At 56.9% G+C, this 17,506-nt stretch carries 17 protein-coding genes; 7 read left to right on the top strand and 10 right to left on the bottom strand.

Annotation, left to right across the window (positions count from 1 at the left end; translation table 11 throughout):
* Positions 1-255 precede the first annotated feature (255 nt).
* Positions 256-531, top strand: a complete 276-nt coding sequence (gene yjfY, locus SOM40_RS01970; RefSeq protein ID WP_320529840.1) for a DUF1471 family protein YjfY — start codon at positions 256-258, stop codon at positions 529-531.
* A gap of 81 nt (positions 532-612) precedes the next feature.
* Here yjfY and SOM40_RS01965 read toward each other — a convergent pair whose 3' ends face one another.
* The 6 genes from SOM40_RS01965 to ulaA are packed head-to-tail and all read right to left on the bottom strand — an operon-like array spanning position 613 to position 5,020.
* Positions 613-1,299, bottom strand: a complete 687-nt coding sequence (locus SOM40_RS01965; protein WP_320529839.1) for an L-ribulose-5-phosphate 4-epimerase — start codon at positions 1,297-1,299, stop codon at positions 613-615.
* Positions 1,286-2,152, bottom strand: coding sequence for an L-ribulose-5-phosphate 3-epimerase (locus SOM40_RS01960; RefSeq protein ID WP_320529838.1), 867 nt, complete (start codon positions 2,150-2,152; stop codon positions 1,286-1,288). Before SOM40_RS01960 ends, SOM40_RS01965 begins: the two co-directional genes overlap by 14 nt.
* A gap of 9 nt (positions 2,153-2,161) precedes the next feature.
* Positions 2,162-2,812 (bottom strand): 3-keto-L-gulonate-6-phosphate decarboxylase UlaD, encoded by a 651-nt coding sequence (locus SOM40_RS01955; protein ID WP_320529837.1) that lies wholly within the window; start codon positions 2,810-2,812, stop codon positions 2,162-2,164.
* 12 nt (positions 2,813-2,824) lie between these two features.
* Entirely contained in the window at positions 2,825-3,292 is a 468-nt protein-coding gene (gene ulaC / locus SOM40_RS01950; RefSeq protein ID WP_106994060.1) for a PTS ascorbate transporter subunit IIA, read from the bottom strand.
* A gap of 9 nt (positions 3,293-3,301) precedes the next feature.
* Complete coding sequence (gene ulaB, locus SOM40_RS01945; RefSeq protein WP_106994059.1) at positions 3,302-3,607, bottom strand: PTS ascorbate transporter subunit IIB; 306 nt, start codon at positions 3,605-3,607, stop codon at positions 3,302-3,304.
* Between the two features lie 12 nt (positions 3,608-3,619).
* Positions 3,620-5,020, bottom strand: a complete 1,401-nt coding sequence (gene ulaA / locus SOM40_RS01940; protein WP_312080170.1) for a PTS ascorbate transporter subunit IIC — start codon at positions 5,018-5,020, stop codon at positions 3,620-3,622.
* Positions 5,021-5,376: 356 nt separating this feature from the next.
* Between ulaA and ulaG the strand changes: the two genes are divergently transcribed.
* Both ulaG and ulaR read left to right on the top strand, forming a co-directional pair.
* Positions 5,377-6,441 (top strand): L-ascorbate 6-phosphate lactonase, encoded by a 1,065-nt coding sequence (gene ulaG / locus SOM40_RS01935; protein ID WP_320529836.1) that lies wholly within the window; start codon positions 5,377-5,379, stop codon positions 6,439-6,441.
* A 108-nt stretch (positions 6,442-6,549) separates the two neighbouring features.
* Positions 6,550-7,305, top strand: a complete 756-nt coding sequence (ulaR, locus tag SOM40_RS01930) for an HTH-type transcriptional regulator UlaR (RefSeq protein ID WP_106994056.1) — start codon at positions 6,550-6,552, stop codon at positions 7,303-7,305.
* Here ulaR and yjfP read toward each other — a convergent pair.
* Positions 7,302-8,033, bottom strand: a complete 732-nt coding sequence (gene yjfP / locus SOM40_RS01925; protein WP_320529835.1) for an esterase — start codon at positions 8,031-8,033, stop codon at positions 7,302-7,304. The genes ulaR and yjfP overlap by 4 nt on opposite strands.
* A gap of 138 nt (positions 8,034-8,171) precedes the next feature.
* Between yjfP and bsmA the strand changes: the two genes are divergently transcribed.
* The 3 genes from bsmA to SOM40_RS01910 all read left to right on the top strand — a co-directional run bounded on the left by bsmA (position 8,172) and on the right by SOM40_RS01910 (position 11,023).
* Complete coding sequence (gene bsmA, locus SOM40_RS01920; RefSeq protein ID WP_166181393.1) at positions 8,172-8,501, top strand: biofilm peroxide resistance protein BsmA; 330 nt, start codon at positions 8,172-8,174, stop codon at positions 8,499-8,501.
* A 136-nt stretch (positions 8,502-8,637) separates the two neighbouring features.
* The gene (yjfN, locus tag SOM40_RS01915) at positions 8,638-8,925 is read left to right on the top strand and encodes a DUF1471 family protease activator YjfN (RefSeq protein WP_106994053.1); all 288 of its coding nucleotides are present in this window, start codon (positions 8,638-8,640) and stop codon (positions 8,923-8,925) included.
* A 172-nt stretch (positions 8,926-9,097) separates the two neighbouring features.
* Positions 9,098-11,023, top strand: coding sequence for a methyl-accepting chemotaxis protein (locus tag SOM40_RS01910; RefSeq protein WP_166181392.1), 1,926 nt, complete (start codon positions 9,098-9,100; stop codon positions 11,021-11,023).
* A 3-nt stretch (positions 11,024-11,026) separates the two neighbouring features.
* Here SOM40_RS01910 and SOM40_RS01905 read toward each other — a convergent pair whose 3' ends face one another.
* Positions 11,027-12,649 carry an isovaleryl-CoA dehydrogenase gene (locus tag SOM40_RS01905; protein WP_320529834.1) on the bottom strand — a complete coding sequence of 541 codons (1,623 nt, stop codon included), beginning with the start codon at positions 12,647-12,649 and terminating at the stop codon, positions 11,027-11,029.
* Positions 12,650-12,832: 183 nt separating this feature from the next.
* Between SOM40_RS01905 and SOM40_RS01900 the strand changes: the two genes are divergently transcribed.
* On the top strand, positions 12,833-14,122 hold the full coding sequence (locus tag SOM40_RS01900) for an MFS transporter (RefSeq protein ID WP_166181390.1): 1,290 nt from the start codon (positions 12,833-12,835) through the stop codon (positions 14,120-14,122).
* A gap of 124 nt (positions 14,123-14,246) precedes the next feature.
* On the opposite strand, the gene rlmB is transcribed toward SOM40_RS01900, so the two are convergent.
* A complete protein-coding gene (gene rlmB, locus SOM40_RS01895; RefSeq protein WP_106994049.1) occupies positions 14,247-14,981 on the bottom strand; it encodes a 23S rRNA (guanosine(2251)-2'-O)-methyltransferase RlmB in 735 nt (244 codons plus the stop codon).
* Positions 14,982-15,044: 63 nt separating this feature from the next.
* Complete coding sequence (gene rnr, locus SOM40_RS01890; protein ID WP_106994048.1) at positions 15,045-17,486, bottom strand: ribonuclease R; 2,442 nt, start codon at positions 17,484-17,486, stop codon at positions 15,045-15,047.
* Between the last annotated feature and the right edge of the window lie 20 nt (positions 17,487-17,506).

The raw sequence follows: 17,506 nt of genomic DNA, 5'->3' as shown, positions 1-17,506 counted from the left end.
ATTGACGCGCCATAATACTTGCCCCCCCCTGGAAACTCAAGCGCATTGCATAAATAATTCGCACAAAGCGTAAAGCGCGTCTAAGTGGGTGATTTACCATTGCTCAGGGTCGATCGTGGCGTTTTTTTGAACAACAGCATCAGAAATGGTCGCCAATACCCGCCAGATAAGGGGTTACACTTTAATCAGACCCCTTCTGAGGACCAAACCCGAAGTGATTATCGTCGCACCGTAGTTTGTCGTGGAGCGCATATCATGAAAAAGATAAACCTTGCCATTCTGGCTGCGCTTTTGCTCAGTGCAAACGCGACAGCAGCGATTGAGGTTGACGGCCGACAGGCCAGAAATATGGATGATGTACAAAGTCTGGGCGTCATCTATATCAACCACAACTTCGCCACGGAAAGTGAAGCGACTGAAGCCATTAATGCAGAAGCCGATGCGCGGGATGCCCGCTACTATCACGTCATGCTCACCCGTGAACCGGGCAGCAACGGCAATATGCACGTCAGTGCAGATATCTACCGGTAATAATGCTTTGACGCTAGCACCAGGAAAGCCAACAACGAGAATATGTCATAGTCGAATTAGCCCCCTGCCCGGGGGCTTTTTTTATTTTTGCCCGTAATAGGCATTCGGGCCATGCTTCCGCATAAAGTGCTTGTTCATCAGGTAGCTGTCGATCGGTTGCAGGCGCGGGTTGATGCCGCGGGCAATCCACGCCATTCTTGCCACCTCTTCCATCACCACGGCGTTATGCACCGCATCCTGGGCATCATTACCCCAGGCAAAGGGGCCATGCTGGTAGACCACGATCCCCGGCGTGTGCAGTGGTTCACCCTCTCCCAGCGTGTCGATGATCACCTTGCCGGTATTGAGCTCATACTCGCCCTGCACTTCCTCTTCGCTGAGCGCCCGCGTACAGGGGATATCACCAAAAAAGTAGTCTGCATGGGTAGTGCCCAGCGCCGGGATCGCCAGCCCCGCCTGCGCCCAGGCCGTGGCATGGGTGGAGTGGGTATGCACCACGCCGCCAAGGGAGGGATAACGCCGGTAGAGCGCCAGATGGGTGGCGGTATCGGAGGAAGGCCGCCACTGGCCCTCCACCACCTTGCCGTCGAGATCCACTACCACCATATCTTCCACCCGCATGGTCTCATAGGCTACCCCGCTGGGTTTGATCGCCACCAGCCCGCGGCTCCGGTCTATTGCACTGACGTTTCCCCAGGTAAAGGTGACCAGGCCGTAACGCGGCAAATCCATGTTTGCCTCAAAGACCTGCTGTTTAAGCAGCTGCATTTTCGCCTCCCCTTAACCCGGCCCGCGCCATCCGCGCCAGCACCCAGTCGCGGGCTTTCGCCACTTCGAGCAGCGGATCCTCTGCGGTTTCGCTCCACATCTCAATCAGGTAAGGCCCGCAGTACCCGCTGTGATTAAGGGTGGCGAAACAGGCTTCGAAATCCACCACGCCCGTGCCGAACGGCACGTTTTTGAATACCCCAGGCCGGGTGTCTTTGACGTGTACCGCCACGATATGGCCGATCCCCGCCTGCAGCTCCATAGGCACATCGTTATCCCACGCGGAGAGGTTGCCGATATCAGGATAGAGCTGGAACCACGGATTATTGAGGTAGTGGGCATAACCCAGCGCCTTGCTGATGGAGTTCATCAGCGGGTAGTCCATGATCTCCATCGCCAGCGTCACCTGGGCGCGGCTCGCCATCTCCACGCTCGCTTTCAGCCCCTCACGAAAGCGCCGCCGCGTTTCGTTGTTGGCCTGCTGGTAGTAAACGTCATAGCCCGCCAGTTGGATGACGCGGATCCCCACGTCCTGAGCAAAACGAATCGCTTTACGCATGATCGTCAGCCCCTGGGCGCGCACGGCATCATCTTCACTGCCGAGCGGAAAGCGACGATGGGCGCTCAGGCACATCGAGGGGACGCGCACCCCGGTTTCGGCCACCGCATTCACCAGCGCCAGACGCTGCTCGCGGCTCCAGTCGAGGCGGGAGAGGCGCGCATCCGTCTCATCCACCGACATTTCGACGAAATCGAACCCCAGAGACTGAGCCAGTTTCAGCCGTTCGAGCCAGCACTCCCCGGCGGGGAGTGCCTTTTCATAGATGCCAAGTGGCACCTGCTTGCTTAACATAACCGCTCCTTATCCCCACAGCTTGGCGATGGAACGTTTGAACTGGCGCGCCGCTTCCACCGGCGAGGCGGCATCACGAATGCTGCGCCCGGCGATAAAGACATGGATCGGGATACCCTGGAACAGCGGCAGATCCTCCAGCGCCAGGCCGCCGGTGACGGTGACCTTAAAGCCCATCTCCGCCAGACGCTTAACGGCACTGATATCCGCGTCACCCCAGGCCACGCCTGCGGCCTGCGCATCGCGGCTGCGGTGATAGACCACCTGCTGAATACCCGCCTCGCGCCACTCTTCCGCCTGTTTCCAGGTCCAGAAGCCGGTGAGTTCGATCTGCACATCGCCGTTAAACTCTTTCGCCACGTCCAGCGCGCCTTTAGCGGTGTTGATATCCGCGCAGCAGATCACCGTCACCCAGTCGGCGTTGGCTTCGAAGCACATCCGCGACAGGATTTTGCCCGCATCGGCAATCTTTGCGTCTGCCAGCACAATTTTGTGGGGATAGAGCGCCTTCAGATCGCGTACGGCGCGCACGCCCTCCCCGACGCAGAGGATGGTGCCCACTTCGATGATGTCCACCTCTTCGGCGATCAGACGGGTGGTTTCGTAAGCGTGGGCCAGAGTCTGGTTATCCAGCGCAACCTGCAACATTGGTAATGACATTTCAGTTCCCTCTTAGCGTGCCGCCGCAGTGGCGTTATCGATTAAATCCAGCACGTCCTGCTCGGTACGACAGGCGCGTAAACGGTCGAAATTGGCTTCGTCTTCAAACAGATTGACGATCTGCATGATGCCCACCTCCTGATGCGTGTTGGCATCAACGGCCGCCATAGTGATCAGAATATCGACCGGGTCGTTATCCTCATGGTTAAACACCAGCGGCGTTTTCAGGGTGACCAGTGCGAACCCTGTCTTTTTAACCCCCTCCTCCGGGCGGCCATGCGGCATCGCCAGCCCCGGCGCAATCACAAAGTACGGCCCAAATTGCTCAACGCCATCGAGAATGGCCTGGTAATAGCGCGGCTCAACCACATCAGCTTTAACCAGCAGATCAACGCTCAGCTTTACCGCCTCCTGCCAGGTGCTGGCCTCGGCCTGTAACAGGACGGAGTGGTTGTCTGCCAGCGAATCACGGAGTTTCATAGCGCCTCCTTACTTCACGTCTTGCGGGAAGTGTTCTTTGATCACATCCAGCAGTTTTGGGCCAAAATCCGCAGGCGACAGCATGTTGCGCACGCCCACCACATATTTATTGCCTGTGACGCTAATTTCCCCGGCGATATGGGTCGAGGCGATGATGATGTCCGCGCCGTTCAGTTCACTTTTGTATTCACCCACCGCGCAGCTGTTCACCGTGTGGTCAATGTTTGACTGGGTTAAAAACTGGTCCACTTTCATTTTCATGATCATGGAGCTTCCTTGTCCGTTGCCACATACAGCCAGAATACGTACGGTCATAGTCAAAACTCCTTAGTGAGCAGAAACTTCTGCTGTTTGTTTTTCCGCATCTTCTTCCGCCCGCAGCGAACGGCCAGCGAAGAACATATAAGCCAGGGCAATAAAAATAATGACGGCCATAAAGACAATGCCGAGGGAGGCGAAGCCCTGCATCATTGGCGGGGCCAGAATTGACCAGTCCGCCATGCCCATCCAGGCGCTCATGCCGGTGAGCTTGACCGCCCACACGCAACCGAAGATCTCAATCATCCCCATTATCAGGCAGATCTTGAGCGCCGCGCGCCAGCCGCCAAAATGGTTGGCAAAGACGCCAATGGTGGCGTTAGAGAAGAACATCGGGATAAAGCCAGGAATGATGAGGATGGAAGAGCCACAGCCCACCAGGATGCCCACCGCAATCAGCTGGCCGATGGTGCCCCACATAAAGCCCCAGACCACGGCGTTCGGCGCAAAGCTATAGATAGCCGCACAGTCGATCGCCAGCACCGCGCCGGGGATCAGACGCTGCGAGATGCCGTTGAAGGCTTCGGAGAGCTCGGCCACGAACATGCGTACGCCCTGGGTAATGATGAAAATCGCCACCGCGAAGGAGAAACCGGTTTGCAGGATGTAGATGGTCCAGTGAGTTTTCCCGGCCATCGCCTGAATCACATCGGTACCAAACGAGAGCAGAATCGCACCGAAGAAAATAGTCATCACGATCGCCGTCGAGACGATATTGTCGTGGAAAATATTGAGCCAGCCCGGCAGCTTGAGATCCTCCACGCTCTCCTCTTTCTTGCCGAGGTACGGCGCGACTTTATAGGCGATCCAGGAGGCGAACTGCTGCTGGTGGCCGATGGAGAAACCGCAACCGTCGGTCACGTCCTGGGTCGGCTTGAACATCATGTTGGAGGTGATCCCCCAGTAGAGCGACACCAGCACTGCCGTACAGATGATGGTGGTCCACATTGGGTAGCCGTAGATAAAGAAGAAGACGGCAATCAACCCGGCCTGCTGGAACATGATGTGGCCGGTCAGCATGATGGTACGAATACCCGTAATCCGGCGCAGCAGGACGTAAATGATATTCAGCGCCAGCGCCAACAGCACGGCATATCCCACCCAGCTGTAGGCGTCGCCCATACGTTCGATGGTCGCCATCATTGATGCGTAGGTGTCTGATATTGCGCCATTAATGCCGTAGACCTCGGACATTTTGGCGACGACGGGTTTAAAGGTGCTGGTTAAAATGCCGGACCCCGCCTGGAGGAGCATGAAACCGATGATGGTTTTGATGGTGCCTTTGATAATGACGCTGACGCTCTTGCGTAGCAGGATGTAGCCCAGACACGTCACGATACCCAGCAGCAGCGGGGCATTAGTCATTACCTGATTAAAAAAGACGGTAAAGACGCTGTAGAGGATCTCCATAACACTCTCCGATAAAGGCAGTACGCTGCGTAATGCTCGTACAACAGGCCCCCACTCTATTAATCACAAATAATCACCACAAGATTGTATTTGATTATTTGTGACGCATCACGCAAATTATTTCCCCTCATACTGTAATGACTTTTATTTCAATCTTTGAAATACCGATATAATTTTATATTTCAATAATTTGCAAAATAATCATGTAACAATCATCAACATTTATCACATCTGTAATGCGCTTTTAAAGGAAGTAAGGCTTCAAAATGTGCGTTGCAATGCTGATTTATTGGTGACAATATAAATCATATTGAATCATTAATTGATTACTTATGAGAACAAAAGGGAGTCTGGTAATGAGTAAAGTGCACACTATCACCCGAGAATCATGGATCCTCAGCACCTTCCCGGAATGGGGAACCTGGCTGAATGAAGAGATTGAACAAGAGCAGGTTGCGCCTGGCACCTTTGCCATGTGGTGGCTGGGCTGCACCGGAATCTGGTTGAAATCTCAGGGCGGCGCCAATGTCTGTGTCGATTTCTGGTGCGGGACCGGCAAGCAAAGCCACGGTAATCCGCTGATGAAGAAAGGGCATCAGATGCAGCGTATGGCGGGGGTGCAGAAGCTGCAGCCAAACCTGCGCACCACGCCGTTTGTCCTCGATCCGTTCGGCATTCGTCAGATCGATGCCGTGCTGGCGACCCACGATCATAACGATCACATTGATGTGAATGTCGCCGCCGCCGTAATGCAAAACTGCGCGCCAGATGTGCCCTTTATCGGTCCGCAAACCTGCGTGGATATCTGGATGGGCTGGGGCGTGCCGAAAGAGCGCTGCATTGTGGTTAAGCCGGGCGATGTGGTGAAAATCAAAGATATAGAAATTCATGCCCTGGATGCGTTTGACCGTACGGCGTTGATTACCCTGCCGGTAGACCAGAAGGCAGCCGGTGTGCTGCCGGACGGCATGGATGAGCGGGCGGTGAACTATCTGTTCAAAACCCCGGGCGGAACGCTGTACCACAGCGGCGACTCGCACTACTCCAACTACTATGCCAAACATGGCAACGAGCATCATATCGACGTGGCGCTGGGATCTTATGGCGAGAACCCGCGCGGCATCACCGATAAGATGACCAGCGCCGATATTCTGCGCATGGCAGAAGCACTCAATACCAAGGTCGTGATCCCGTTCCACCATGATATCTGGTCAAACTTCCAGGCCGATCCGCAGGAGATCCGCGTCCTGTGGGAGATGAAAAAAGATCGTCTGAAATATGGCTTTAAGCCGTTTATCTGGCAGGTGGGCGGCAAGTTTACCTGGCCGCTGGATAAAGACAATTTTGAGTATCACTACCCGCGCGGCTTTGACGACTGCTTTACCATTGAGCCGGATCTGCCGTTCAAATCATTCCTGTAATTACCTCTTCATCGCCAGGCGCAGCGCCTGGCGGTTCCATCTTTTACTTAGTAATTTCAGGCTATTTCAAATATCATCTTTTGAAATCAATTTATTTCGGAATAGCTCATGACAGAAGCACAGCGGCATCAAATTTTACTGGAACTCCTGGCACAAACGGGGTTTGTTACCGTGGAACAGGTGATTGCCCGGCTGGGCGTCTCCCCCGCTACCGCGCGCCGGGATATCAATAAACTTGATGAGAGCGGGAAGCTGAAGAAAGTCCGTAACGGTGCCGAAGCCATTAGCCAACAGCGCCCGCGCTGGTCACCGATGAATATCCATCAGGCGCAGAATCACGACGAGAAAGTGCGCATAGCCCGGGCCGCCTCCCAGCTGGTAAATCCTGGTGAAAGCGTGGTGATCAACTGTGGTTCAACCGCCTTCCTGCTGGGCCGCGAAATGTGTGGCAAGCCGGTGCAGATCATTACCAACTACCTGCCGCTGGCCAACTACCTCATCGATCAGGAGCACGAAAGCGTGGTGATCATGGGCGGGCAGTACAACAAGAGCCAGTCCATCACCTTAAGCCCGCAGGACAGCGAGAACACGCTGTATGCCGGACACTGGATGTTTACCAGCGGAAAAGGGCTCACCGCCGAGGGGCTGTATAAAACCGATATGCTGACGGCGATGGCGGAGCAGAACATGCTGAACGTGGTTGGTAAGCTGGTGGTGCTGGTCGACAGCAGTAAAGTTGGCGAGCGTGCGGGTATGTTGTTTAGCCGCGCCGAGCAGATAGACCTGGTGATCACCGGTAAAGGTGCGGACCCACAGATCCTCCAGAAACTGGAAGATCAGGGGGTGAAGATCCTGCGCGTTTAAAGGTGCTGACGGAAAAACGCCACCGTGGCATCGAGGGCGGTCGGCGTGATGCGATGTTTAACTCCCGTCTCCCACAGACAGGTCAGGTTCTTATCCAGCCCTTCCTGCTGCAGGGCCTGCTGCAAACGGAAGGTCTCCGCGGCGGGCACGACGTCATCCGCCTCCCCGTGCCACAGCAGCAGCGGGCGGTCAGCCAGACGGGGTAGCGCAGTTGTCACCTCCCAGTCGGCAAGCGGAGAGACCATCGCGTCAAATGTCTCAGGTTGCAGCGGCGGAAACAGCGTGCGGGCCAGGGAGGTAAAGTAGCCCGAGCCCATCAGGCTTGCCACGCATTTCACCTCCGGATGGCGCGCCATAATACCCAGCGCGGTCATCCCGCCCATCGAGGCACCGGCCACCGCAAGGCGTTTATCCGCCACCAGCCCGGCCTGATACAACCCATCCCTTAGCGCAGCAAACTCCGTGAGGTTGCCATGCAGGATTGGCCAGAACTGCCCCAGACGAGCCTGCTCATCCCCTGCAAAGCGTGCGCCATGATCCGGTGCATCCGGCATCACCACCCGAAAACCGGCCTGCGCCAGCGCTACCGCAAAATAGCTGTAGACCAGCTTTGATGAAGTAAAACCATGATAAAAAATAATAACCGGCAGCGGTTGAGATCGTTTTCCTGCCGGAACCGCGTGTACACTTTCATGGTCGCCAAAGTGCCGTATTTCAAGTTCAATCATCAAAAGGCCTCATGCTAAAGGGTGATTTAAAATGTTGAGAACTGGATTACGCTTTCGCACAATTTTCATTCGAAATTTACGCCACAGCTAACAATTTGGGAACATTCCCCCAATCCTAAATCAACAGAGTTCTACACTATGGCTATCAGGAAACGAGATATGGTTATGCGAAGGTTTGCTGCTTTATTGCTGATGCTGGTATTGGGCGGATGTAGCGTCCTGGAAGGCACGCCACAGCCTGCACCTCCGGTTGCCGACCACCCACAAGAAATTCGCCGTAATCAGACGGAAGGATTACAGCGGATGGGTACCGTCACCGCACTTGAGCGAGGCTCTCCCGCCGATGTGGAAGATGCCATTAAAGCAAAAGCCGTCGCCGCGAAAGCAGATTATTACGTCATCATCCTTATCGATGAAACTATCGTGACAGGACAATGGTACTCGCAGGCCATTTTATACCGTAAATAACGAGCGGTATTTAAACGACATTTACACTGCTTTGCGTCCATAGACGTATTCCTGTCCACAATAAACTCCATGCCTGCGGCAATGGAAATGAGTTTATTAGCGAAGGATTGCCCGGCGGATACCGGGGACACGTAAAATGGAGCTGACGATGAAACGATCTCTTGCTTTGACCTCACTGTTACTCTCAGCCGGTCTGGTGAGTACTGCCGCACAGTCAGCCGAATTTGCCAGCGCTGATTGTGTGACGGGTTTGAATGAAATTGGACTGATTTCCGTAAATGATATCTCAGGGAGTCCGCAGGATGTCGAGCGCATGATTGCGCTAAAAGCAGATGAACAGGGAGCATCCTGGTATCGCATTATTACCATGCAGGAAGATAGCCATGTCAATCGCTGGCGGGTACAAGCCATTCTCTACGCCTGAAAAGCGCCCATAAAAAGCCACTAAAAAAGAGTGGCTTTTTAATATTTACAATTCTATTATCCTTGTCGCTACTACCTCGAGACAATACCGTAACATTTTGTTACATAAAGCTAATAAATGTTATCCCCGCTCTGCCGTTGAAAAGCGTTACCTTTTTAGCAATGAGCAATTTATGATCAACTTTTTTCGCCGTGCAGGTCTGGGCACCAAGCTATCGCTGCTTACCGGCTTGAGTGTTGCCACACTCTTTCTGCTGTTCACTTTTCTCCTGAGCTATAACACCAGTCAAAAACTCGAATCGCTGGCCATAGAAGACCTGCATAACCAGTCTACCGGCGTGGTGGATATGGTGCAGATGTTCAATACCAGCCTCACCGAAGAGGTGGAGAGCTATACCCGCCTGTTCACCACCTTTTTGCCGCAACCGCTGACCATTGATGCCAGCCAGACCCGCACCATCAACGGTCAGAACGTCCCGCTGCTGAAAGGCGGTGAGACGGAACTCCATGAGAACAACACCACGCCCGATGATTTTCTGAATCGTACCGGGGCCATCGCTACGCTGTTTGTCCGCAGCGGCGACGACTTTGTCCGCGTGGCAACCTCCCTGCGTAAAGAGAACGGCGACCGGGCCATCGGTACGGTACTGGATCACGCCAGCCCGGCCTGGGCGGTGGTCAGCAAAGGTGAGGTCTATCGCGGCCTCGCCCTGCTGTTCGGCAAACGCTACATCACCCAGTATCAACCGGTTAAGGATGCGGGCGGACAGGTGATCGCCATCATCTTCGTCGGGGTCGACATTACCCACTCGTGGAACGTCATGCGCGAGAAGATCCTCAGCCGCCGCCTGGGCGAGAGCGGCCACTTCTTTGTGCTGGACCGCAGTCATGGCAAAAATCACGGCCAGTACCTGTTCCATAGCGCAGAAGAGGGGCAGTTGCCGAAATGGGAGAACGACGTTCAGCAGCAGCTGCTGGCGGATAAATCCGGCACCCTGGAGCGCCAGAGCGCCGATGGTCGTACGCTGATTATGGCCTGGACGCCGCTTCCGGGCTGGAACTGGACGATAGTGGGAGAGGTGGATAAATCCGTCCTGCTGGCCGACGTTACCAGCCTGCGCGATCGCTTCCTGCTGGCCGGCGTCGTCCTGTCCGCACTCTTCGCCATGCTGTTCGCATTTATTATCCGCCGCTGGCTTTCACGTCCGCTGCGCGATGTGATTGGTCTGGCAGAACAGTATGCTGCAGGCGATCTGCGCAACACTCTGCCTGCTACCCGTCAGGATGAGGTGGGTCAGCTGATCAATGCCATCAACGGCATTGGCGGCGGGCTGCAAAAAATCGTGCTGCAGGTGCGTGAAGCCGCAGGGGATATCCATCAGGGAACCAACGCCCTGGCGGCGGATACCGGTGAGATCTCTGAGCAGATCAACAAGCAGGCCAGTAGCGTGGAAGAGACCTCCGCCAGTATGGAGCAGCTGGCGGCCAGCGTGCAGCAGAACGCGGCCAATATGGAGCAGACCCAGCAGCTGGTAGGCGAAACCTCACGGGCGGTGCATCAGGGCGGGGAGACCGTCAGCAATGCTGTCGCTACCATGGATGATATTCGCGAAGCATCGAAACGTATCGAAGCCATTACGCGGGTGATTGAAGGTATCGCTTTCCAGACCAATATCCTGGCCCTGAACGCCGCCGTCGAAGCCGCCCGGGCGGGCGAGCACGGTAAAGGCTTTGCCGTGGTGGCTCAGGAAGTGCGCGCCCTGGCAGCGCGTAGCGCCAACGCGGTGAAGGAGATTGAGCAGCTGATTGGCGATACGCTCAGCAAGGTGAGCGAGGGCCACGCCCTGTCGGAGCAGACCCGGCATGCGATGGAGAGCATCATCGAGCACATCGACAATATCAACCAGCTGGTCACGGAGATTAACCATGCCTCCCGCGAGCAGTCGGCAGGTATCGGTCAGGTGAACCTGGCGATGACGCATATCGGCGAAGCGTCGCACATCAACGCCGATCGCGTCTCACGCAGCGAACAGACGGCACAGGTTCTCCGCGGAAAGGGTTCCCACCTGACCGATCTGGTCAGCCTGTTCCGCCTGTAAGAGTCAGGCTACACCGCCCGTGGCGCGCAGCAGCAGGTTGTCCTGGACCTGCTCGCTGAGCAGGGATCCTCCACGAGCGTCAAGCATTTCACGACACCAGGCCTGCGCCACCGGCGGTGACGCATGGCGCAACATCTGTGCCCCCGCGCCCAGCAGGAAGATCTGCCGGGCGATCTCCCTGCCCTGTGCCTCCTGGGGTTTACGCAGCTTCTGCTGTAACTGGCGCCAGCTGCGATCGAAGTGCCGATCCTGCCCCTTCACGCCGGCAAAATCCTCGGCCAGCAGATCCATCACCGCAGGCTGCTTCGCCAGCACCCGCAGCACGTCCAGCCCCATAATATTGCCCGAGCCTTCCCAGATGCTGTTGACCGGCATCTCCCGGTAGATACGCGGCAGCTCGCTCTCTTCGCAATAGCCGATACCACCCAACACCTCCATCGCTTCCGCGACGAACGGGATCCCGGCTTTACAAATCGCCAGTTTCGCGGCCGGGGTAAACAGCCGTGCCCACAGGGCGTCGTGCTCGTTATCCCGGCGATCCCAGGCCCGCGCCAGGCGGAACAGGAGCGCCGTTTGTCCCTCCAGCTGCAGCGCCATGCGGCTTAACACATCGCGCATCAGCGGCTGATCGATCAGGTTTTTGCCAAAGGTTTGCCGCTGGTGAGCATGATACAACGCCACCGAGAAGGCCCGGCGCATCAGGCCGTGACTGCCGAGCGCACAGTCGAAGCGGGTAAGTCCGCCCATCTTCAGGATCTGGCGCACTCCTTCCCCCTCTTCGCCCAGCAGCCAGCCGGTGGCCTCAAGAAACTCAGCTTCGCTGCTGGCGTTGGAGCGGTTGCCCAGCTTGTCTTTCAGACGCTCCAGATGGACGGCATTGCGCAAACCGTCAGGCAGAAAACGGGGAACGAAGAAGCACGACAGGCCGCCTTCGGCCTGCGCCAGTACCAGATGCGCATCGCTTTGCGGCACCGAGAAAAACCACTTATGGCCCACCAGCCGGTAGCTGCCGTCGCCGCAGCGCTCTGCCCGGGTGGTGTTGCTGAGAACATCCGATCCGCCCTGCTTCTCCGTCATCCCCATGCCAATCAACAGGCCGCGCTTCTGGTTGCCCGGAGCCAGATGGGAGTCATACCGGTCGCTAAGGAGCGGCGTCAGCCAGTCATGGAACATGCGCGGTAGCGCCTGCTGCAGCAACGGCGTGGCGGCATGGGTCATGGTGATCGGGCAAAGCGTGCCGGCCTCCACCTGCGCATGCAGGATAAAACGCGCCGCGCGGGCCACGAAGGCCCCTTTTCGCGCCTCCTCTTCCCACGCCAGGTTATGCACCCGGTTAGCGCACAACCCCTGCATCAGCAGGTGCCACGCGGGATGAAAGCGCACATCGTCCAGCCGGGCACCGCTGGCGTCAAAGCGCAGCAGCTCGGGCGGATTGGCGTTAGCAAGGCGGCCCAGTTCCAGCGATTCTGCCGTACCCAGCTGCTGACCAATACTGGCGAGCAGCTCCGCGTCCCAGTCAGCGCCTTCACGGCTGACCGCTTCACACAGGGCACGATCGGAAAGAAAAAGGTTGCTGTTGGTGAGTGGCGCAGGCTGATTAAAAACCGTGTGCGTCTGCCAGTGCATAATGTATCCCTCCTTCTATGGCAATGAGGTAATTATGGACAGACCGGGCAGACGCTGCACGGCAGCGGGCACAAAATTTCGCCCTCTCCAGGCGTGAGTCTGGTCACAGATTGGGCGAATAATAAATTTCATACCGGCTTTTATAGTGAATAATTTATTCTTAACCTCATGGAGAGAATAACGATGCAATCCACTCAGCGGGCGCCGGATGCCCACAAGCGCGCATTAGTTGCAGGCTCAATCGGTAACTTTATCGAATGGTACGAATTTGCGGTGTATGGTTTTCTGGCCACCGTGATTGCAAAAAACTTTTTCCAGCTCAGCGGTGAGGCGGGACTGACCAGCCTGATCCTCACCTACGCCTCGTTTGCCATCGCCTTTTTCTTCCGTCCATTAGGCGCCATCGTCTTCGGTCGGATCGGGGATCGTATCGGGCGTAAGCCCACCCTTATCATCGTATTGGTGATGATGACCCTGGCCACGGCGGCGATTGGTCTGGTACCGGTGTATGCCAGCATTGGTATTGCCGCCCCGCTGATCATCACCGGCCTGCGGATCCTGCAGGGGCTGTTCGCGGGTGGTGAGTATGGCGGCGCGGTATCGCTGATGACCGAGTTCGCCCCGCGCGGCAAACGCGGGCTGTACGGCGCCTGGCAGTCCTTTACCGTTGCGCTGGGGCTGCTGGCCGGCGCAGGGATCGTGGCATTGCTCTCGGCCCTGCTGACGCCAGAAGCCCTGCATGACTGGGGCTGGCGCATCCCGTTCTTTATCGCCCTGCCGCTGGGGGCGGTGGCCCTGTGGCTGCGGGTGAGCATGGAAGAGACGCCGAGCTTCGTGAAGCAGCAAACCAAACCGGTAGTGGCGAAAGCCCGCACCAGCGACACGCTGAAAGCTATCGTGATGGGGATCGGCCGGGTGATGGTCTGGTCTGCCGCAGGTTATACCTATCTGGTGATCATGCCCGCCTACCTGCAGTCGGCCCTGCACACCGGCTTTAACCAGGCGCTGCTGATAGCGGTGATCTCCAATATCGGCTTTGCGCTGACCATTATTCCCTCAGGGATGTTGAGCGATCGTATCGGCCGCCGCACGGTGATGGTGATTGCCGCCGTTCTGCTGCTGATCCTCGCCCTGCCGCTGCTGAAAATCCTGCAGGCGGAGTCCAGCACACTGGCGGTGAAAGCGATAGTGGTGCTGATTGCAGGTGGCCTGGTGGGGATGCTGGCAGGGCCAGGACCGGCCATGCTGTCAGAGATGTTCCCGACGCGGGTGCGCTATACCGGGTTGGGGCTGGCCTATTCGCTGTCGAATGCCATCTTCTCGGGCTGTGCGGGCTTAATTATTACCGGACTGATAAAAGAGACGGGGAATCTGGATATTCCGGCCTATTACGTGATGGCGACGGCGGTGGTGAGTATTTTTGCGCTGATGACGTTAAGAAAGGATGACCATTTGCGGTCGCTGGAGGAGTGAGGTATGTGCCGGGTGGCGCTGCGCTTACCCGGCCAGGACGATCACCGTCTGGTGCCCTCACCCCAACCCTCTCCCACGGGGAGAGGGAGAAAACACTAAAGGCCTTCAAAGAAGGCCTTGCTGTTTATTTCCCGCGCTGGCGCACCGCTTCGAACAGGCAGATGCCGGTTGCCACAGAGACGTTCAGGGACGAGACGCTGCCCGCCATCGGAATGCTGATCAGCTCGTCGCAGTGCTCGCGGGTCAGACGACGCATACCTTCCCCTTCCGCGCCCATCACCAGTGCCAGACGGCCGGTCATTTTGCTCTGGAACAGAGTATGGTCCGCTTCACCGGCGGTGCCGACGATCCAGATATTCTCTTCCTGCAGCTGACGCATGGTGCGCGCCAGGTTGGTTACGCGGATCAGCGGCACGTTTTCCGCTGCGCCGCAGGCCACTTTTTTGGCCGTGGCGTTGAGCTGTGCAGAGCGATCTTTCGGCACGATCACCGCGTGAACACCCGCGGCATCGGCGCTACGCAGGCAGGCACCGAGGTTGTGCGGATCGGTCACGCCGTCGAGGATCAGGAAGAACGGGTTATCCAGGGTGGCGATGAGATCCGGCAGATCGTTTTCCTGGTACTGGCGACCCGGCTTGACGCGGGCGATGATCCCCTGGTGCACCGCACCTTCGCTTTTCTCATCCAGATACTGACGGTTCGCCAGCTGGATCACCACACCCTGCGCTTCCAGGGCGTGGATCAGCGGCATCAGGCGTTTGTCTTCACGCCCTTTCAGAATAAAGACTTCCTGAAAACGCTCCGGTGCGCGCTCCAGCAGGGCCTGCACCGCGTGGATGCCGTAAATCATTTCACTCATTGATGATTCTCATTAATTACTGTTCTCCTCTCCCGAAAGGGAGAGGATCAAGGTCAGGGAAAATTATTCCGATACTTTTTTCTTCGCTGCGCGCTTCGCTTTGGTCGCGGCGGCGATTTTCTGGGTTTTGTCCGACGGTTTTTTCGCTGCTCTGGCTTCTTTCTTCGCGGCCTTCGGCTTCTGTTTTTTCTCGCCACGGAAGGCGCTGTCCGGCTCGAAGTTCACCTTCTTACCGGTCTGACGACGCTTGCCGCTGGTTTTGCCAGCCGCCCCTTTCTTCGCATGGTCGCGTGCGGTTTTACCCACGTTGCGCGGCGCACGTTCGCTGGAGATCAGGCTGAAATCAATCTTACGCTCATCCATATTGACGGCTTCAACCTTCACTTCCACGCGATCGCCCAGACGGTAAGTCTGGCCGCTGGATTCGCCGGTCAGACGCTGCCCAACCTGATCGTAACGGTAGTAGTCGTTATCCAGGGAGGAGACATGCACCAGGCCATCAATAAAGAGTTCATCAAGACGGACAAAGAAGCCAAAACCGGTGACGCTGGCAATCACGCCTTTAAACACGTTCCCAACCTGATCCAGCATGAAGTCACACTTCAGCCAGTCAGCGACGTCACGCGTGGCTTCATCCGCCCGGCGTTCCGCCATCGAACAGTGCTGGCCCAGCTGCAGCATCTCTTCCATGGAGTAGTGGTAACCCCCGGTTTCCGTGGTGTTGCCTTTATGACCCTGCTCCTGCGCCAGCAGATATTTAATAGCGCGGTGCAGGGAGAGGTCCGGGTAACGACGGATCGGCGAGGTAAAGTGGGCATAAGACTGCAATGCCAGGCCAAAGTGACCGCGGTTTTCCGGATCGTAAATCGCCTGCTTCATGGAGCGCAGCAGCATGGTTTGCAGCATTTCGGCGTCAGGGCGATCGGCGATGGACTCCAGCAGCTCGGCGTAATCGCGCGGCTCCGGCTTGTTGCCGCCCGGCAGTTCAAGGCCCAGCTCCGCCAGTACGGTACGGAACGAGGTAATGGCTTCGGTGGTCGGTTTGTCGTGAATACGGAACAGCGCTGGCTCTTTGGCTTTCTCAACGAAGCGTGCCGCCGAGATGTTGGCCAGGATCATGCACTCTTCAATCAGCTTGTGGGCATCGTTACGCTGGGTCTGTTCGATCCGCTCGATGCGGCGCTCGGCGTTGAAGATGAACTTCGCCTCTTCGCTCTCAAAGGAGATCCCGCCGCGCTCTTCACGCGCCTGATCCAGCACTTTATAGAGGTTATGCAGCTCTTCGATGTGCTTCACCAGCGGCGCATACTGTTCACGCAGATCCTGGTCACCCTGCAGCATGTGCCACACTTTGGTGTAGGTCAGGCGAGCATGTGAACTCATCACCGCTTCATAGAATTTGTAGCCGGTTAAACGCCCTTTGGTGGAGATGGTCATTTCACACACCATGCACAGACGGTCAACCTGCGGGTTGAGGGAGCACAAACCGTTGGAGAGCACTTCCGGCAGCATCGGCACGACCTGGGACGGGAAGTAGACCGAGGTGCCACGGTTGCGGGCTTCACCATCCAGCGGGGTACCTGTGCGGACGTAATAGCTCACATCCGCAATGGCCACCCACAGACGCCAGCCGCCGCCGCGTTTTTTCTCGCAGTAGACAGCGTCATCAAAGTCACGGGCGTCTTCGCCATCGATGGTGACCAGCGGCAGGCTACGCAGATCCACACGGCCCGCTTTCGCCGACTCCGGGACCTGCTCTTTCAGGCCTTCAACCTGCTCTTCAACCGCTTTTGGCCAGACGTATGGGATTTCGTGGGTGCGCAGCGCCATGTCCACGGCCATGCCGGTGCCCATGTTATCGCCCAGCACTTCGACAATCTTACCGACCGCTTTGGTACGGCGGGTCGGACGCTGGGTCAGTTCAACGACCACCACAAAGCCCATCCGCGCGCCCATCACCTCTTCCGGTGGAATAAGGATATCAAAGCTCAGACGGCTGTCGTCCGGCACCACAAAACCGACGCCGGCGTCGGTGAAGTAGCGGCCCACGATCTGGCTGGTTTTTGGCACCAGCACGCGTACCACGCGTGCCTCACGACGGCCTTTACGGTCGGCACCCAGCGGCTGGGCCAGGATCTGGTCGCCGTGAATGCACATCTTCATCTGTTCAGAGGAGAGATAGAGATCGTCCTTGCGGCCTTCGACGCGCAGGAAGCCGAAACCATCCCGGTGACCAATCACCATGCCTTTCAGCAGGTCGAGGCGTTCTGGCAGGGCATAGCACTGGCGGCGAGTAAAGACCAGTTGTCCGTCGCGCTCCATGGCGCGCAGACGACGGCGTAGGGCTTCAATCTGCTCTTCGCCTTCAATGTTTAATTCAACGGCAAGTTCTTCACGATTAGCGGGTTTTTCGCGTTTGGTTAAGTGTTCAATGATGAACTCGCGGCTTGGGATAGGATTAGCGTATTTTTCAGCTTCGCGTTCCTGGAAAGGATCTTGTGACATAGCGGTTCCTCCGTTGTCAT

This window comes from Leclercia sp. CFBP8987 (genome assembly GCF_034044995.2).
In the GTDB taxonomy this organism is placed as follows: domain Bacteria; phylum Pseudomonadota; class Gammaproteobacteria; order Enterobacterales; family Enterobacteriaceae; genus Enterobacter; species Enterobacter tamurae.
The sequence above is the reverse complement of the archived record's forward strand: the minus strand, read 5'-3'. Positions and strand labels throughout refer to the sequence as shown.